This window comes from Ensifer sp. PDNC004 (genome assembly GCF_016919405.1).
Classification (GTDB): domain Bacteria; phylum Pseudomonadota; class Alphaproteobacteria; order Rhizobiales; family Rhizobiaceae; genus Ensifer.
Genome location: NZ_CP070353.1, coordinates 2,567,372 through 2,582,356 on the forward strand (window position 1 = coordinate 2,567,372; position 14,985 = coordinate 2,582,356).

The window sequence follows — 14,985 nt, forward strand, 5'->3', positions numbered from 1 at the left end:
CGGGTTAAACCCGAGGAGAGGGGCAGACCGCACGACCGGCACCCCATGATAAAGAGTTAGGGAGATCGACATGTCCAGGCTGCTCGTCAAACCGAAGGCCAAATCGGGCCTCATGCAAAACGTGACACCGGAAAGCGCCGGCTGGACCTATGTCGGCTTCGCGCTGGAACGGCTGAAAGCGGGCGAGACGACCGAGGGCGAGACCGGCGACAAGGAAATTTGCCTGGTGCTGGTGTCCGGCAAGGCAAAGGTCGCCGTCGACGGCGAAAGCTTCGGCGAACTCGGCGAGCGCATGACGCCGTTTGTGGGCCAGCCCTATGCCGTCTACGTGCCGAAAGGCAGCCGCTGGCAGGCAACGGCAACCTCGGATCTCGATCTCGCCATCTGCTCGGCCCCGGGCGGTGACGGCTTCAAGACGAAGGTCATCGCGCCGGGCACGCATCCGCAGATGACCCGCGGCAAGGGCACCAATACCCGTTACGTTACCAACATCATGCCGGAAGACGACGGCTCGGCGCAGTCGCTGCTCGTCGTCGAGGTGATCACGCCCGGCGGCCACACCTCCTCCTATCCGCCGCACAAGCACGACCAGGACGACCTGCCGGCCGAGAGCTATCTGGAAGAGACCTACTACCACCGCATCAACCCGCCGCAGGGTTTTGCGATGCAGCGCGTCTATACCGACGACCGCTCGCTCGACGAAACCATGGCTGTCGAGGACGGTGACGTGACGCTGGTGCCGAAGGGCTATCATCCGGTCGCCGCCGTGCATGGCTACGACGTCTACTATCTCAACGTCATGGCCGGGCCGAAGCGCATCTGGAAGTTCCACAACGCCCGCGAACACGAGTGGCTGTTCACTGGCGTGTAAGCGGCGGCGAACCAAACGGCATCGCACCATCGCCCGTCCTCCCTACGCCACAGGGGGGAACGAAGCGTCGCAACCGTCGAGCCCCATCACTCGCTGAGGTTCAGGGGCGGATGAGAACGGCATACACTTTTTGCGGCTCCGCCCTAGCTCTCCCGCTTTCAGGGAGGGCTTCATGCACATCGACGGGCAATGCCATTGCGGCTTCGTGACCTTTGAGGCGGAGATCGATCCGGCCGATGTCGGCATCTGCCATTGCACCGATTGCCAGCAACTGACGGGATCGGCCTACCGCGTCACAGCCGGCACCGAGCGAGAGAACTTCCGGCTGACCGGCGGCGAACCGAAGCTCTATGTGAAGATCGGCGCAAACGGCCGGCAGCGGCTGCAGTTCTTCTGCCCCAACTGCGGCTCGCCGATCTATACGACCGGCACGGACGAGGACGCCCTGGAGGTCGGCATCCGGGTGGGAACGATCAATCAGCGCCGGCAGCTCCGGCCACGCTCACAGATCTGGTGCGCCTCGGCACTGCCCTGGATCGGCGACGTCAGGAAGCTGCCGGGCCGCGATCGCGACGGGCCGCCGCACACTTAGCCGCCTCGGGCGCAACCATCATGCCGCAACGAGCAGGCGTTCCTTGAGCGGTGCCCAGGCTTCGCCGATCACCACCGATGCGGGCGTTGCCGTCATCTGCGACGGGCGCGCATCCGGGTTCGCCGCCAGATAGGTCTTCACGAGGTGATAGCCGATCGTGTAGCCGGCCCAACGCGGCAGGGAGCGACCGGTGCCGAAAAACCAGCCCGCATGATCATAGGTCTCGGCCCAGAGCTCTCGCTCGGCGCGCTCCAACAAGCCTTCCCAGTCTGCAGCTTTGAGCGCATGATTCCACGCGTGGCCGTCGCCGCCGTTGATTTCCGCATCGAAGGCATCGGCTAGCCCCTCGCTGACCAAAGCTTCGCCGAGCTTGGAACCATAACCGCAGGCGCCGTGGCGGAAGGAATGATGCAGCTCGTGCGTCAGCAATTTGCGCACTTCTCCTGCAGCAAGGCTTGCCTCGAAGTTCTCGTTGCCGGGATCGACCGTGAAGAAGACCAGTGCCCTGCGATAGCAGGCGCCTGCAACACCGAGTTCGGGAATCGTCTCACCCGCACGATGCTCGACGAGGACATCGATGGGTGCGGCGCTGTCTGAGGCAGAAACCGCCGCGCCGATCCGCTCGGCGCTCTCGCGCACGGACTCCAGTATCCGTTCGCGCCACGGCGCCAGAGATCCGTCCGCTTCGAGGAAGTGAACACGCAGATCCAGCATTTCGATCATCTCCCTTTCGCGCCGCTTGGAATCGCAACGTAGGGATGCGGCCTGTGATTGCAACGTCGAAAAGATGAAAGTTTCCGTGAGCCGCGAATGCGGGCCCGAGGACGCGTCATTGCGATGGCCGGCGGCGGCGCTGCGGTGTACAAGACGAAGCTGGAGACCGGAGCAGGCGCGCGAGATGTCGAAGGGCAAGATCAGGATGCTGCACAGCGCGGCCGCGGGCATAGACGCGGTCGAGGCCGAAACGCGCCAGTCCTTCGCCCGTCACACGCACGATCAGTTCGGCATCGGTCTCATCTATGAGGGCGCGCAGAAGTCGCTCAGTGGCCGTGGCATGGTCGAAGCCGGCGCTGGCGACATAATCACCGTCAACCCTGGCGAAGTGCATGACGGCATACCGATCGGCGATGCCGGCCGCGCCTGGCGCATGCTCTATTTCGATCCATCCGTCATCGCCACTGCCGCCGAGGATATCAGCCAGGGCCGTGCGGATTCCGGCGAGTTCACTGCCCCCGCCTTTCACGACCGGGAGGTGGCAGATCAATTTCGGGTGCTGTTTGCGGCCATCACCGACCCAACGGCCAGGGCCCACGCCATCCGGCATGAAGAACAGCTCCTCATGCTGCTGGCAGGCGTTCTTGCCACCGGCAAGCGACACCAGGGTGAGAGGCCGGCAACAGTCACGGCGGCCAAGACGATGATCGACGACGACCCGACGGCCGCGATCACGCTTGCCGATCTCGCCGCTGAAGCCGGGCTCAGCCGGTTCCAGCTGGTGCGCAACTTCGCAAGCGCGGTCGGCCTGACGCCACATGCCTATATCGTCCAGCGCCGGATCGATCTCGCTCGCCGCCTGATCGGTGGAGGCATGCCGCTGGCGGAGGCTGCGTTTACGGCCGGCTTTGCCGACCAGAGCCACATGACCCGCGTCTTCGTCCGCAAATATGGCCTCTCGCCCGGCATTTATGCCGAGGCCAAAAAGTAACACCCGCAATTCCGTTCAAGACCGGAGCCCTCCCCCGGGCGCATTGCTGCACCGGCCGCGCAGCGACAAGCGTGGCGCAGCAACGGAGAACGGACGTGTCGGGAAAATTTCAAGGCTATCTCTACCTGTCGCTCGCGATGATCCTCGTCGGCAGCACGGTCATCGCCAGCAAGATCATAGCAGCGGGCCTGCCACCGTTCACTGCCACCGCGCTGCGCTTTGCCGTCGCCTTCCCGCTCTTCCTGCTGTTGATGTGGCTCACCAGGACGTCATGGCCGAAACTGAAAGGTCGCGACTGGCTTCTCCTCATCGCCCAGGCGGGCGCCGGCAGCGTCGGCTATACGACGCTCTTGATCGCCGGCCTGAGCCTGACGTCGGCAACCGATGCCGGCGTGGTGATCGGCACCCTGCCGGTGGTTTCCGCCACCATCGCCATCCTTCTTCTCGGCGAGCGCCCGGACCGCAAAGTGCTTGCGGCGGTCGCGCTTGCCGCAGCCGGCGTGCTCACCATCGTCTTCAAGCCCAGTGAAGGCGGCACGCATTCGCCGCTCGGCATCGCCCTCATCTTCGGCGCCGTCATCTGCGAGGGCCTTTTCATCCTCCTCAACAAGCGCGTGAAGACGGAGATCTCGCCGCTGGCGCTTTCGACGCTGATGGCCGGCCTCGGCTTCGTGGTCGCCCTCATCCCGGCGCTCTTCGAGACGCATGCAACGGCCGCGATCGACAGGGATGCAATCGTTGCGGTTCTCTACTACGCCCTCATCCCGACCGTTGCCGGCTTCCTGCTCTGGTATGCGGGGGCGGCCAAAGTGAGCGGCACCGAGGCCTCCGTCTTCACCGCGCTGGCGCCCGTTTCAGCCGTCGCCTTTGCCTTTCTCTTGCTCGGCGAGCCGGTCGGCGTCCCACAATTGCTTGGGATCGGCTGCGTGCTCGCCGCCGTCCTCGGCCTGGCTCTACGCCAAATCCGCGCTGGCCGAAGGACAGCACGCGCCCTTCCCACCGCAAAGGCCTGAACCAGAGTGAACGCACCCAATTCGAGGACTTCCATGCACTTCCAGCACGTAGACGACATCTGGCGCGATTTCCCGGAGCTGAGCGCCGGCGCGCTTTTCATCGATGGCATCAGCGGCGGCGTCTCGGTCGGGGACCATGTTCGCCAGTTCCAAGCGATCGCGAACGATCGCCTCGGTTCAGGTTCGGAAAGCGACCTGCCCGAGATCCAGGCCTGGCGCCGGACCTTTGCCAAGATGGGATTGAAGCCGACGCAGTATCGCTCGGCGTCCGAAGCCTTGCTCCGGCGGTTCCGCAAGGAAGGCAACCTGCCTTCGATCCACCCTCTGATCGATCTCTGCAACGCCGCGTCGCTCGCCTTCGCCATTCCGATCGCGGCCTTCGATCTGGCGCAGGTTGCCGGCCATCTGCATGTCTGCCGGGCATCCGGCAACGAGAGCTATCTGACGTTCTCAGGAGAAACGGAAAATCCGGAACCAGCCGAAGTTGTCTTCACTGACGCCGAGGGGCGGGCCCATGCCCGACGCTGGACCAACCGGCAGAGCGGCCTTTCGGCGATACGACCTGAGACAACGCGAGCGCTGATCGTAGCGGAAGCGCTGCACGAGACGGCACGCGAGGACATCGAACGCCTGCTTACAGCACTTTCGCCGGCCATCGAACAGAGCTGGGGCGCTCGTCCAAGCATGACCATGCTCGATCGTTCGTCGCCGCGTTTCGATTTTTCGGTTTAGGGATTTCGTTCCGAAACGGCGCTTGAGCGCCGAGAGACCGGCCGATGCCTTGGCACCGGCCGGACGCAAACAATCAGGCCGCCTTGGCGACGTGATATTCCTTGATTGCGACCATCTTGATCGCCGGGTAGCGCTCAGCCTCGTAGCGCAGCGAGAAACTGTCCTGCGCCAGGAACACCGGGTCGCCATCGAGATCGCGGGCGATGTCGCCACGACGGGCCGTGACGAACTTGTCGAGTTCGGCAGGCTGGTCGGACGAGATCCAGCGGCAAACCGAGAAGCGCGACATTTCGAAGGAGACCGGCAGGCCGTATTCGGCGCTGAGGCGCTCCTTCAACACGTCGAGCTGCAGCGCACCGACGACACCGACGATCGCCGGGGAACCGTCTTCCGGCGAGAAGAGCTGCACGACGCCCTCTTCGGCCATCTGCTGCAGCGCTTCTTTCAGCTTCTTCGCCTTCATCGCATCTTCCAAGCGCACGCGGCGCAGGATTTCCGGCGAGAAGTTCGGCACGCCCTGGAACACCAGCGGCTCGCCCTCGGTCAGCGTATCGCCGATCCGGAGCGTGCCATGGTTCGGGATGCCGACGACGTCGCCGGCATAAGCCGTGTCGGCGAGCTGGCGCTGCGAGGCGAAGAAGAACTGCGGAGCGCTGAGGCCAAGCTGCTTGCCGGTGCGCGACAGGCGTGCCTTCATGCCGCGCTCGAGCTTGCCGGAGCAGACGCGGGCAAAGGCGATGCGGTCGCGATGGTTCGGGTCCATGTTGGCCTGGATCTTGAAGACGAAGGCCGTCATCTTGTCGTCGGTCGCATGCACCGTGCGGATATCGGCGACCTGGTCGCGCGGCGGCGGCGCGATGTCGCCGAGCGCGTTGATGAGATCGCGCACACCGAAGTTGCGCAGCGCCGAGCCGAAGAAGACCGGGGTCAGGTGGCCTTCGAGGAAGGCCTTCTTGTCGAAGGGCTTGCACGCCTCGATCGCCAGCATCAGCTCTTCGGTAAAGGCATCGCGCTCGTTTTCCGGCAGGCGATGGGAGGCCATTTCCGGGCCGTTGACCTTGGTCGGGATTTCCTGCGTGTCGGACCCGCGCACGGTGTTGTCGGCGAGGTTGTAGGAGCCGCAGAAGGTCTTGGAGCGCCCGATCGGCCAGGTCACCGGCGCGCAGTCGAGCGCCAGCTTTTCCTCGACCTCGTCCAGGATCTCGAAGGGATCGCGGCTTTCACGGTCCATTTTGTTGACGAAGGTGATGATCGGGATGTCGCGCATGCGGCAGACTTCGAAGAGCTTCAGCGTGCGCGGCTCGATACCCTTGGCGGCGTCGATGACCATGACGGCCGCATCCACCGCCGTCAGTGTGCGGTAGGTGTCGTCGGCGAAGTCCTCGTGACCGGGCGTGTCGAGAATGTTGAAGACGTTGCCGCCATACTCGAAGGTCATCACCGAGGTGACGACCGAGATGCCGCGCTCGCGCTCGATCTTCATCCAGTCCGAACGGGTCTGGATGCGGTCCTTCTTGGCCTTGACCTCACCGGCGAGCTGGATGGCACCGCCGAACAGCAGCAACTTTTCCGTGAGCGTGGTCTTACCGGCGTCCGGGTGGGCGATAATCGCAAATGTGCGGCGGCGGGAGACCGCCTCGGCGAGAGTTTCAGCCATATCGTAAAATCCTGTGAGTTGCCGCGTCCTTTACAGGCTCGGCCCCGATTATGCAATTGACCGAGGCGCCCGTGGCCCGGCTTATGCGGGCATGAGCACGCACACGCCCCTATCCCGCCCAACCCTCAACCTCGTTCGCCTGCCGCACGGCGAAGGCCTGGAGCTTCCGGCCTACGAGACCGCAGGCGCTGCCGGCATGGATTTGCGCGCGGGCGTTCCCGCCGATCGGCCGCTGATGCTTAACCCAGGCAAGCGCGCCCTCGTTCCGACCGGCTTCATCTTCGAAGTGCCCGCCGGCTACGAGGCGCAGATCCGCCCACGCTCTGGCCTTGCCTTCAAGCACGGCATCACCTGCCTCAACACGCCCGGCACGATCGACAGCGACTATCGCGGCGAAGTGAAGGTGCTGCTGGTCAATCTCGGCGACGAGGAGTTCATCATCGAGCGCGGCATGCGCATCGCCCAGACGGTGATCGCACCGGTCACGCAGGTGACTGTTCGCGAGGCCGAAGGGGCAAGCGAGACGGCACGCGGCGCCGGCGGCTTCGGCTCGACCGGCGTTTAAGACAGATTTCCCATTAAAGGAGCGGCGGCAGGCGGCGCTTGACCGGCGTCGACTTGACGATCGAGGTGTTGGTCTGCGCCTTCTCGGCGATCCGGTCGAGGATCGTGTCGAGCTGCGCCATGTCACGCACGTAGAGCTTGGCGATGAAACAGTCGTCGCCGGTGACCTTGTCGCACTCGACGAATTCCGGCGTCTCCTGGATCAGCCGCTCGACAATGTGCAACATGCCCGGCATCGGCCGCACGCGGATGACCGCCTGCAAGGGATAGCCAACCTTCGCCGGATTGAGGGCGATGGTGAAACCGTCGAGGACGCCGCGCTCTTCCAGCTTGCGCAGCCGATCCGCAGCACTCGGCGATGAGAGCCCCGCCTCCTGCGCCAGCTCCTTCAGCGACACCCGGGCATTGGCTGCCAGTATGTCGAGGATTCGTCGGTCTATCTCGTCCAGCATCACGACACCATAAGCCACAACAACAATCAGAACTTCGATAATTAGGCAATATAGCACAACTGCCTTCGTTCATCCATGGGAAAGGCCCTGAGTACAGGCTATTCTGCGATCACCAATAGGAGAGCAGTGACCATGAATACCGAGCTCAAACGCGGCAGCTTCGAGATGACGGCAGCAATGCTGATCTCCGGTACCATCGGCTGGTTCGTGCTGATGTCGGGGCAGCCGGTGACGAGCGTGGTGTTCTGGCGCTGCGTCTTCGGGGCCGTGACACTCGTTGCCATCGCCGGGGCGCTCGGGCTTCTCGACCGTCGTCACTTCAGCCGGCGGATGCTGCTGCTGTCGGTCGTCGGCGGCATCGCCATCGTCGTCAACTGGCTGCTGCTGTTCGCCGCCTATTCCCACGCATCGATCTCGATCGCGACCATGGTCTACAACACCCAGCCCTTCATGCTCTTGGGGCTTGGCGCCGTGTTCCTCGGCGAAAAGATCACTGTCACCAAGATCTTCTGGCTGCTGGTGTCGTTTGCCGGCATGCTCGCGATCATTTCGGCCAAGCCCGGCCAGGGCTTCGCGCCCGAAGACTACCTGATCGGCGTTGCTCTTTCGATCGGCGCTGCCTTCTTCTACGCGATCGCGGCGATTGCGACCAAGCTGCTCAAGGGCACGCCGCCGCATCTGATCGCGCTGATCCAGGTGATCACCGGCACCGTGATGCTGGCACCGATGGCGCTTGCCGCACCCGCCCCGTCAGGTGCAACGCAGTGGTCGATCGTCCTGACCCTCGGCATCATCCACACCGGGCTCATGTATGTGCTGCTTTACGGCGCGATCCAGCGGCTCCCGACACATATGACCGGCGCGCTTTCCTTCATCTATCCGATCGCCGCGATCGTCGTCGACCGCTTCGCTTTCGGGCACCAGCTGCAGCCGATCCAGATCGCCGGCTCGGTCGCGATCCTCGTTGCCGCCGCCGGCATGACTCTTGGCTGGAAACTTCGGTTTCCGTCTTCTATCAAGCGGGAACGCGAAGGGAGAACCGCATGATCACCTGCTACCTGAAATACGTCATCGACCCTTACAAGGCGGCCGAGTTCGAGCATTATGCCAAGCTCTGGATCCCGCTCGTCAATCGGCTGGGCGGCACGCACCACGGCTACTTCCTGCCGCACGAGGGGGCGAACAATATTGGGCTGGCGCTCTTCAGCTTTCCGAGCCTGGCCGCATACGAGGCCTACCGCAAGGAAATGGCCGCGGATCCCGAATGCCAGGAGGCCTTCGCCTATGCCGAGAAGACGCGCTGCATCCTCAGCTACGAGCGCAGCTTCATGCGGCCGGTTTTCGAGTAAGCCCGTTCCGGGATTGAAGAAGGCATCGGCAAACGCGCGTTAGCGCCGTGCTTCCGAGGCCATGCTCAGCGCGAAGCCGAACAGCGCCGTGCCCATCGCCCAGCGCTGAACCACCATGAACAACGGCCGCCCGGCAAGGAAGGCGGCGATGCCGCTGGCGGCCAGCGCGATCATGGCGTTGACGGTCACGCTGGTCGCAATCTGGATCGAGCCGAAGACCAGCGACTGGCCGAGCACGTTGCCGAGCTCCGGCCGGATGAACTGCGGCAGCAGCGAGAGATAGAGCACCGCCACCTTGGGATTAAGCAGGCTCGTCAGGAAGCCCATGACGAACAGTTTCTTCGGCCCATCCTTCGGCAGGTTCTTGACCTGAAAGGGCGAGCGTCCGCCGGGCCTAACCGCCTGCCAGGCGAGATAGAGAAGGTATGCCGCACCGGCGATGCGAAGCGCATCATAGGCGAAGGGCACGGCCAGGAGCAGCGCCGTGATACCGAGTGCCGCCGAGACCATGTAGACGACGAAGCCGAGCGCCACGCCGCCGAGCGAGATCAATCCGGCGCCAGGCCCCTGGCTGATCGAGCGCGAGATCAGGTAGATCATGTTCGGCCCCGGCGTCAGCACCATGCCAAGGGCCAGGAGGGCAAAGCCGATCATATCCTTCAACTCGGGCATGGAGAGGCGCCTTTCGCTCGTTTTCAGCAAGCTCTACGCATTTCGCAGCAGCGGACAACGCCAGACTTGTCACCCGATCAATTTCGCCAGCAGACGCCCGCCGATCGCAGTTCGGTGATTTCCTTTTTCGGTCGCTTGCGGTAAAAATCGGTATCATCTTCGCAAGGACGTTCCATGACGCTCGCGGCCCTCATCGCCTATAGCGGCGCGCTCTTCATCGCCGCTGCCATCCCCGGCCCCGGCGTGACGGCGCTGGTTGCGCGCGCGCTCGGCTCCGGTTTCCGCGAAACCTTCTTCATGGGTCTCGGCATCGCGCTTGGCGACATGATCTATCTGACGGCCGTTATCCTCGGGCTCGCGCTGATCGCCCAGACCTTCACCACAGCCTTCCTGGTGGTGAAGTTTGCCGGGGTTCTCTATCTCGCTTACATCGCCTGGAAGCTCTGGAGCGCGGGGCTGCTGCCCGAGGACATCAAGGCAAAGCCGTCGACGAGTGCGGCCATGTCCTTCCTGTCCGGCCTGCTGATCACGCTCGGCAATCCGAAGACGATGCTGTTTTACGTGGCGCTGGTGCCGACGCTGATCGACATCAGGGCGATCGGCCCCGGCGATTACGGCCTGCTGCTGACCGCCACCTTCCTGCTGCTCCTAAGCGTGCTCGTGCCCTATATGCTGCTCGCCTCGCGTGCGCGCCTGTTGCTCAAGCAACCGAAGGCCCTGAAAGCGCTGAACCGGGTCGCCGCCAGCGTGCTTGCCGGAACGGCGGCCTATCTCGCCGTTCGCGCCAACTGAAAAAACTTTTCCCGAACAACGACTTCGCCGGTGGTTTTTCCTTCGACGGATCGCCGCGCGGTGTTTGTCGTTCTGGAATTGCGCGTTCATTGTTCCTATTCTCATAGCACGACACTTCAAGCCCAAGGGAGAAACCCATGTCCGACACACGCAAGCCCGGCCGCGGCCGCGTCTACTCCTCGATCACGGAAACGATCGGCGACACGCCCATCGTGCGGCTGGACAAGCTTGCCAAGGAAAAGGGCGTCAAGGCGAACCTGCTGGCCAAACTCGAGTTCTTCAACCCGATCGCCTCCGTCAAGGACCGCATCGGCGTGGCGATGATCGAGAGCCTGGAAGCGCAGGGCAAGATTACGCCCGGCCGCACGACGCTGGTGGAGCCGACCTCCGGCAACACCGGCATCGCGCTTGCCTTCGTCGCGGCCGCCAAAGGCTACAAGCTGATTCTGACGATGCCGGAGACCATGTCGGTCGAGCGGCGCAAGATGCTGGCGCTGCTCGGCGCCGAGCTGGTGCTGACCGAAGGCGCCAAGGGCATGAAGGGCGCGATCGCCAAGGCGCAGGAACTGGTCGAGACGCTGCCGGACGCCATCATCCCGCAGCAGTTCGAAAATCCGGCCAATCCGGAAATCCACCGCAAGACGACGGCCGAGGAAATCTGGAACGACACGGACGGCGCGGTCGACATTTTCGTCTCCGGCATCGGCACCGGCGGCACGATTACCGGCACCGGCCAGGTGCTGAAGGCGCGCAAGCCCTCGGTCAAGGTGATCGCCGTCGAGCCGGAAGAATCGCCGGTTCTTTCCGGTGGCGCCCCCGGCCCGCACAAGATCCAGGGCATCGGCGCAGGCTTTGCCCCGGCGATCCTCGACACCACGGTCTACGACGAGATCGTCACCGTCAACAGCGCGGAAGCGATCGAGGTCGCCCGCCTTGTCGCCAAGCTCGAAGGCGTACCGGTCGGCATCTCCGCAGGTGCCGCGCTCACGGCGGCGATCGAGGTCGGCCAGCGTGAGGAAAATGCCGGCAAGACCATCGTCGTCATCATCCCGTCCTTTGCCGAACGCTACCTCTCGACGGTGCTGTTCGAGGGCCTGGGCGGCTGATCGGGCTGGCATCACTTGCAATTGGAAAGGGCGCCACGGGCGCCCTTTTTGTTTGTCGTTGATGCGTGGTTCTGCTTCAGCCAGCCTGCTCCGTGAAGCCTACAAGATTGGCGAGCGTCGAGCGCAGGCCGGCGTCGTGATCTTCCTTCGAAATGCCCTCCGGCACGTTTTCGCAGGTGACGCTGACGCGGGTGCCATCTGCCACCGGCTCCAGCGCCCAGGTGATCCGCATCGTCCCGGCAAAAGCCGGATCGTCGGATTGAAACTCCGTCTCCTGCACCACGCACCGATCCGGCTCCAACGCGACGAAGCGACCGGAAACGATGTCGGCATCCTCCGAGCTCTTGCCCTGCGTCCTGTCGTCCGGCGTCTCGTAGATCAGCGTCATCCGGAAGACGCCGCCGACGTGCGGCTGAAAGGCATGCACCTGCCCCTTCATGCCTTCGGGCGGCAACCAGACCGCCACCGCATCGGGATCGACCAGCGCGGCGTAGATCGCCGACGGCGACGCCTTGATCCGACGTTCGGCGCGATCCGTTCTTCTGCCCTTTGGAGTATCCGTCATCCAGTTCACTCCCCGCCGGCCAAGCTGGTTCAAGAAAGCTTGGACGATCCGCTTCAACTCCAGCATCATGCGTGCCCGAGACGGCGAGAGTTGGGCATGCACAGTCGTGTCTGCCCTCGTCAGGCAGCCGCCTGCAGCCGTTCGCCGGCGATCCGGTAGGAAATCGCCTCGGCGAGATGAATGCGGCCGACGGTTATCGAGCCATCGAGATCGGCGAGCGTGCGGGCGACCTTCAGTACACGGTGGTAGCCGCGGGCGGAGAACTTCATCTTTTCGGCAGCGTCCCTGAGCAGCTGCAGCCCGGCCGCATCGGGTGCCGCGATCTTCTCGATCAGCGAGGTCGATGCGCGGGCATTGCTGGTCAACTCCGCATGGCCGAGGGCGGCAAAGCGGTCGATCTGCATGGCGCGGGCGCGGGCGACGCGACGGGCGACGACCTCGCTGCTTTCGGCCGCTGCCGGCTTCAAGAGGTCGGCGGCGCTGACGGCCGGCACGTCGATGCGGATATCAATGCGGTCCATCAGCGGGCCGGAGATGCGCGCCTGGTAGTCGGACATGCAGCGCGGGGCCCGGGCGCAGCTACGGCCCGGCTCGCCGGCCATGCCGCAGCGGCAGGGGTTCATGGCGGCGACAAGCTGGATCGCGGCGGGATAGCTCACCCGGTGATTGGCGCGGGCGATGATGCATTCGGCGGTTTCGAGCGGCTGGCGTAGCGCATCGAGTACCTGCGGCGTGAATTCCGGGAACTCGTCGAGAAACAGCACGCCATGATGGGCGAGCGAGGCCTCGCCGGGCTTGGCGCGAAGGCCGCCACCAACCATCGCGGCCATGGTGGCGGAATGGTGCGGCGTGCGAAACGGCCGCCGGTCCGAAAGCTTGCCGCCCGGCAGTTGCCCGGCGATCGAGTGGATCATCGACACTTCGAGCAATTCGGCCGGATTGAGCGGCGGCAAGATCGACGGCAGGCGGGCAGCAAGCATCGACTTGCCCGATCCGGGCGGGCCGACCATCAAGAGATTGTGGTTGCCGGCAGCAGCCACCTCGAGCGCCCGCTTGGCGCTCTCCTGTCCCTTGATGTCGGCGAGATCGGGCAGGTTAGACGCGCCCGAGCGGATGGCCGCTTCAGGCCGCGAAAGCACCTGCGTGCCGCGGAAATGATTGGCGATCGCGATCAAACTGCGCGGCGCAAGGATATCGATATCGGCGCCGGCCCAGGCCGCCTCGGGTCCGCTTTCGGCCGGGCAGATCAGCCCCTTGCCGAGCGCATTGGCGCCGATCGCGGCGGGAAGCGCTCCGGCAACGGCGGCAATGGTGCCATCGAGATTGAGTTCGCCGATCACGACGTAAGGCGCCAGTGCATCGCCGGGGATGGCGCCGAGGGCTGCCATAAGCCCGAGTGCGATGGCGAGGTCGAAATGGCTGCCTTCCTTCGGCAGGTCGGCGGGCGCGAGATTGACAGTCACCCGCTTGGCCGGCAGGGCGAGACCGGAGGCATGCAGGGCCGCCTGTACCCGCTCGCGGCTTTCGGCGACGGCCTTGTCCGGCAGGCCGACGATCTGCATGCCGACCTTGCCCGGCGCGACCATCACCTGCACGTCAACAGGCAGGCCCTCGATACCCTGAAATGCGACCGTGCTGACGCGCGCGACCATGCTTGCCCCCTCGCCCAGGCAGCCCGGCTATCGGGCGCCGCAACCGCCCAGGGTTGCAGGCAGAAGCCTTGCACGGATCGCGCACAAAAACAAGAACAATCACAGAACATTTGAGAGGGGTGGACGCACCGGCAAGGGCCGTTCCAGAAAACGGCCGCGGGCAAAGACCCGCGGCACGCTTGATCCACCGGAGGCAGATTACACGCTAGCGCCGATCAGGCGCGGTTGCGTTCGATCGCGTCCCAAAGCAGGCTTGCGACATCGGCGCCGCCGAACTTCTTGACTTCGCGGATGCCGGTCGGCGAGGTCACGTTGATCTCGGTCATGTAGTCGCCGATAACGTCGATGCCGACGAAGAGGAAGCCGCGCTCCTTGAGTGCCGGCGCGATGCGCGCGCAGATTTCCTTCTCGCGCGCCGTCAGTTCGGTCGGCTCCGGGCGGCCGCCGGCATGCATGTTGGAGCGGGCGTCATGGTCGGCCGGAACGCGGTTGATGGCGCCCACCGGTTCGCCGTCGACGAGCAGGATGCGCTTGTCGCCCTTGCGCACTGCCGGCAGGTATTCCTGGGCGATGAAGGGCTCGCGGAACATCTGGCCGAACATTTCGAGCAGAGAGGACATGTTGCGGTCGTCGCGGGTCGAGTGGAAGACCCCGGCGCCGCCGTTGCCGTAGAGTGGCTTCAGGATGATGTCGCCCATTTCCTGGCGGAAGCTGGCGATTTCGGCGGGATCGCGGGTGATCAGCGTCTTCGGCATCAGGTCGGCGAATTCGGTGACGAAGATCTTCTCCGGCGAGTTGCGCACCCAGGCCGGATCGTTGACGACGAGCGTCTTCGGATGCAGGCGCTCCAGAAGATGCGTCGAGGTGATGTAGGCCATGTCGAAGGGCGGGTCCTGGCGGAGCAGGATGACGTCCATGGTCGAGAGATCGACGCGCTCGGCTTCGCCAAGCGTGAAGTGATCGCCCTTGACGTCGCGCAGCGTCATCGGCTGCGCGCTCGCATAGACCTTGCCGTCGCGCAGCGACAGCTTTTCGGGCGTGTAGTGGAAAAGGCGATAGCCGCGCGACTGTGCCTCGAGGCTCATGGCGAAAGTGGAATCGCCCGCAATGTTGATGCCCGACACATGGTCCATCTGGACCCCGACATTGACGATTTTCGCCATCTACCCATCCCTCATGGATCACGGACAGCCGTGATCGATTTCAAACTACCGGAACGGAAGAGGACCGGAAAAACCGCTACCCCCTGCCGCACTGGTAAAG

17 protein-coding genes are annotated in these 14,985 nt (G+C 64.2%); 10 read left to right on the top strand and 7 right to left on the bottom strand.

Annotation, left to right across the window (positions count from 1 at the left end):
- Positions 1-70 precede the first annotated feature (70 nt).
- On the top strand, positions 71-871 hold the full coding sequence (gene iolB / locus JVX98_RS20685; protein WP_192448059.1) for a 5-deoxy-glucuronate isomerase: 801 nt from the start codon (positions 71-73) through the stop codon (positions 869-871).
- Between the two features lie 172 nt (positions 872-1,043).
- Positions 1,044-1,463: a GFA family protein gene (locus JVX98_RS20690; protein WP_205237264.1), complete on the top strand. Its 420-nt coding sequence runs from the start codon at positions 1,044-1,046 to the stop codon at positions 1,461-1,463.
- An 18-nt stretch (positions 1,464-1,481) separates the two neighbouring features.
- Here the strand turns inward: JVX98_RS20690 and JVX98_RS20695 are convergent, their stop codons facing one another.
- Complete coding sequence (locus JVX98_RS20695) at positions 1,482-2,375, bottom strand: DUF2268 domain-containing putative Zn-dependent protease (RefSeq protein ID WP_205237265.1); 894 nt, start codon at positions 2,373-2,375, stop codon at positions 1,482-1,484.
- Here JVX98_RS20695 and JVX98_RS20700 point away from each other — a divergent pair.
- The 3 genes from JVX98_RS20700 to JVX98_RS20710 all read left to right on the top strand — a co-directional run bounded on the left by JVX98_RS20700 (position 2,362) and on the right by JVX98_RS20710 (position 4,913).
- Positions 2,362-3,168 (top strand): AraC family transcriptional regulator, encoded by an 807-nt coding sequence (locus JVX98_RS20700; protein ID WP_205237266.1) that lies wholly within the window; start codon positions 2,362-2,364, stop codon positions 3,166-3,168. The two genes, JVX98_RS20695 and JVX98_RS20700, sit on opposite strands and share 14 nt — an antisense overlap.
- Before the next feature lie 95 nt (positions 3,169-3,263).
- On the top strand, positions 3,264-4,181 hold the full coding sequence (locus JVX98_RS20705) for a DMT family transporter (RefSeq protein WP_205237267.1): 918 nt from the start codon (positions 3,264-3,266) through the stop codon (positions 4,179-4,181).
- 33 nt (positions 4,182-4,214) lie between these two features.
- A complete protein-coding gene (locus tag JVX98_RS20710; RefSeq protein ID WP_205237268.1) occupies positions 4,215-4,913 on the top strand; it encodes a B3/4 domain-containing protein in 699 nt (232 codons plus the stop codon).
- A gap of 73 nt (positions 4,914-4,986) precedes the next feature.
- Here the strand turns inward: JVX98_RS20710 and JVX98_RS20715 are convergent, their stop codons facing one another.
- Entirely contained in the window at positions 4,987-6,570 is a 1,584-nt protein-coding gene (locus JVX98_RS20715) for a peptide chain release factor 3 (protein WP_034797554.1), read from the bottom strand.
- Positions 6,571-6,661: 91 nt separating this feature from the next.
- On the opposite strand from JVX98_RS20715, the gene dut reads away from it, so the two are divergent.
- Complete coding sequence (dut, locus tag JVX98_RS20720; protein ID WP_205237269.1) at positions 6,662-7,135, top strand: dUTP diphosphatase; 474 nt, start codon at positions 6,662-6,664, stop codon at positions 7,133-7,135.
- Positions 7,136-7,148: 13 nt separating this feature from the next.
- Here dut and JVX98_RS20725 read toward each other — a convergent pair whose 3' ends face one another.
- Positions 7,149-7,586, bottom strand: a complete 438-nt coding sequence (locus JVX98_RS20725; RefSeq protein ID WP_043615495.1) for an Lrp/AsnC family transcriptional regulator — start codon at positions 7,584-7,586, stop codon at positions 7,149-7,151.
- Between the two features lie 132 nt (positions 7,587-7,718).
- Here JVX98_RS20725 and JVX98_RS20730 point away from each other — a divergent pair, with 132 nt between their 5' ends.
- The gene (locus tag JVX98_RS20730; protein ID WP_205237270.1) at positions 7,719-8,633 is read left to right on the top strand and encodes a DMT family transporter; all 915 of its coding nucleotides are present in this window, start codon (positions 7,719-7,721) and stop codon (positions 8,631-8,633) included.
- Positions 8,630-8,935 carry an NIPSNAP family protein gene (locus JVX98_RS20735; RefSeq protein ID WP_205237271.1) on the top strand — a complete coding sequence of 102 codons (306 nt, stop codon included), beginning with the start codon at positions 8,630-8,632 and terminating at the stop codon, positions 8,933-8,935. Before JVX98_RS20730 ends, JVX98_RS20735 begins: the two co-directional genes overlap by 4 nt.
- A gap of 39 nt (positions 8,936-8,974) precedes the next feature.
- Here the strand turns inward: JVX98_RS20735 and JVX98_RS20740 are convergent, their stop codons facing one another.
- Positions 8,975-9,607, bottom strand: coding sequence for a LysE family translocator (locus JVX98_RS20740; RefSeq protein ID WP_043615486.1), 633 nt, complete (start codon positions 9,605-9,607; stop codon positions 8,975-8,977).
- A 174-nt stretch (positions 9,608-9,781) separates the two neighbouring features.
- On the opposite strand from JVX98_RS20740, the gene JVX98_RS20745 reads away from it, so the two are divergent.
- Positions 9,782-10,399, top strand: a complete 618-nt coding sequence (locus JVX98_RS20745; RefSeq protein ID WP_205237272.1) for a LysE family translocator — start codon at positions 9,782-9,784, stop codon at positions 10,397-10,399.
- A 137-nt stretch (positions 10,400-10,536) separates the two neighbouring features.
- Positions 10,537-11,505 carry a cysteine synthase A gene (gene cysK, locus JVX98_RS20750; protein WP_205237273.1) on the top strand — a complete coding sequence of 323 codons (969 nt, stop codon included), beginning with the start codon at positions 10,537-10,539 and terminating at the stop codon, positions 11,503-11,505.
- 76 nt (positions 11,506-11,581) lie between these two features.
- On the opposite strand, the gene JVX98_RS20755 is transcribed toward cysK, so the two are convergent.
- From JVX98_RS20755 to gshB, 3 genes are all read right to left on the bottom strand, one after another.
- A complete protein-coding gene (locus JVX98_RS20755) occupies positions 11,582-12,070 on the bottom strand; it encodes an SRPBCC domain-containing protein (protein WP_205237274.1) in 489 nt (162 codons plus the stop codon).
- 119 nt (positions 12,071-12,189) lie between these two features.
- Positions 12,190-13,722 carry a YifB family Mg chelatase-like AAA ATPase gene (locus tag JVX98_RS20760; protein ID WP_205237275.1) on the bottom strand — a complete coding sequence of 511 codons (1,533 nt, stop codon included), beginning with the start codon at positions 13,720-13,722 and terminating at the stop codon, positions 12,190-12,192.
- Positions 13,723-13,937: 215 nt separating this feature from the next.
- Positions 13,938-14,885, bottom strand: coding sequence for a glutathione synthase (gshB, locus tag JVX98_RS20765; RefSeq protein WP_205237276.1), 948 nt, complete (start codon positions 14,883-14,885; stop codon positions 13,938-13,940).
- Positions 14,886-14,985: the final 100 nt, after the last annotated feature.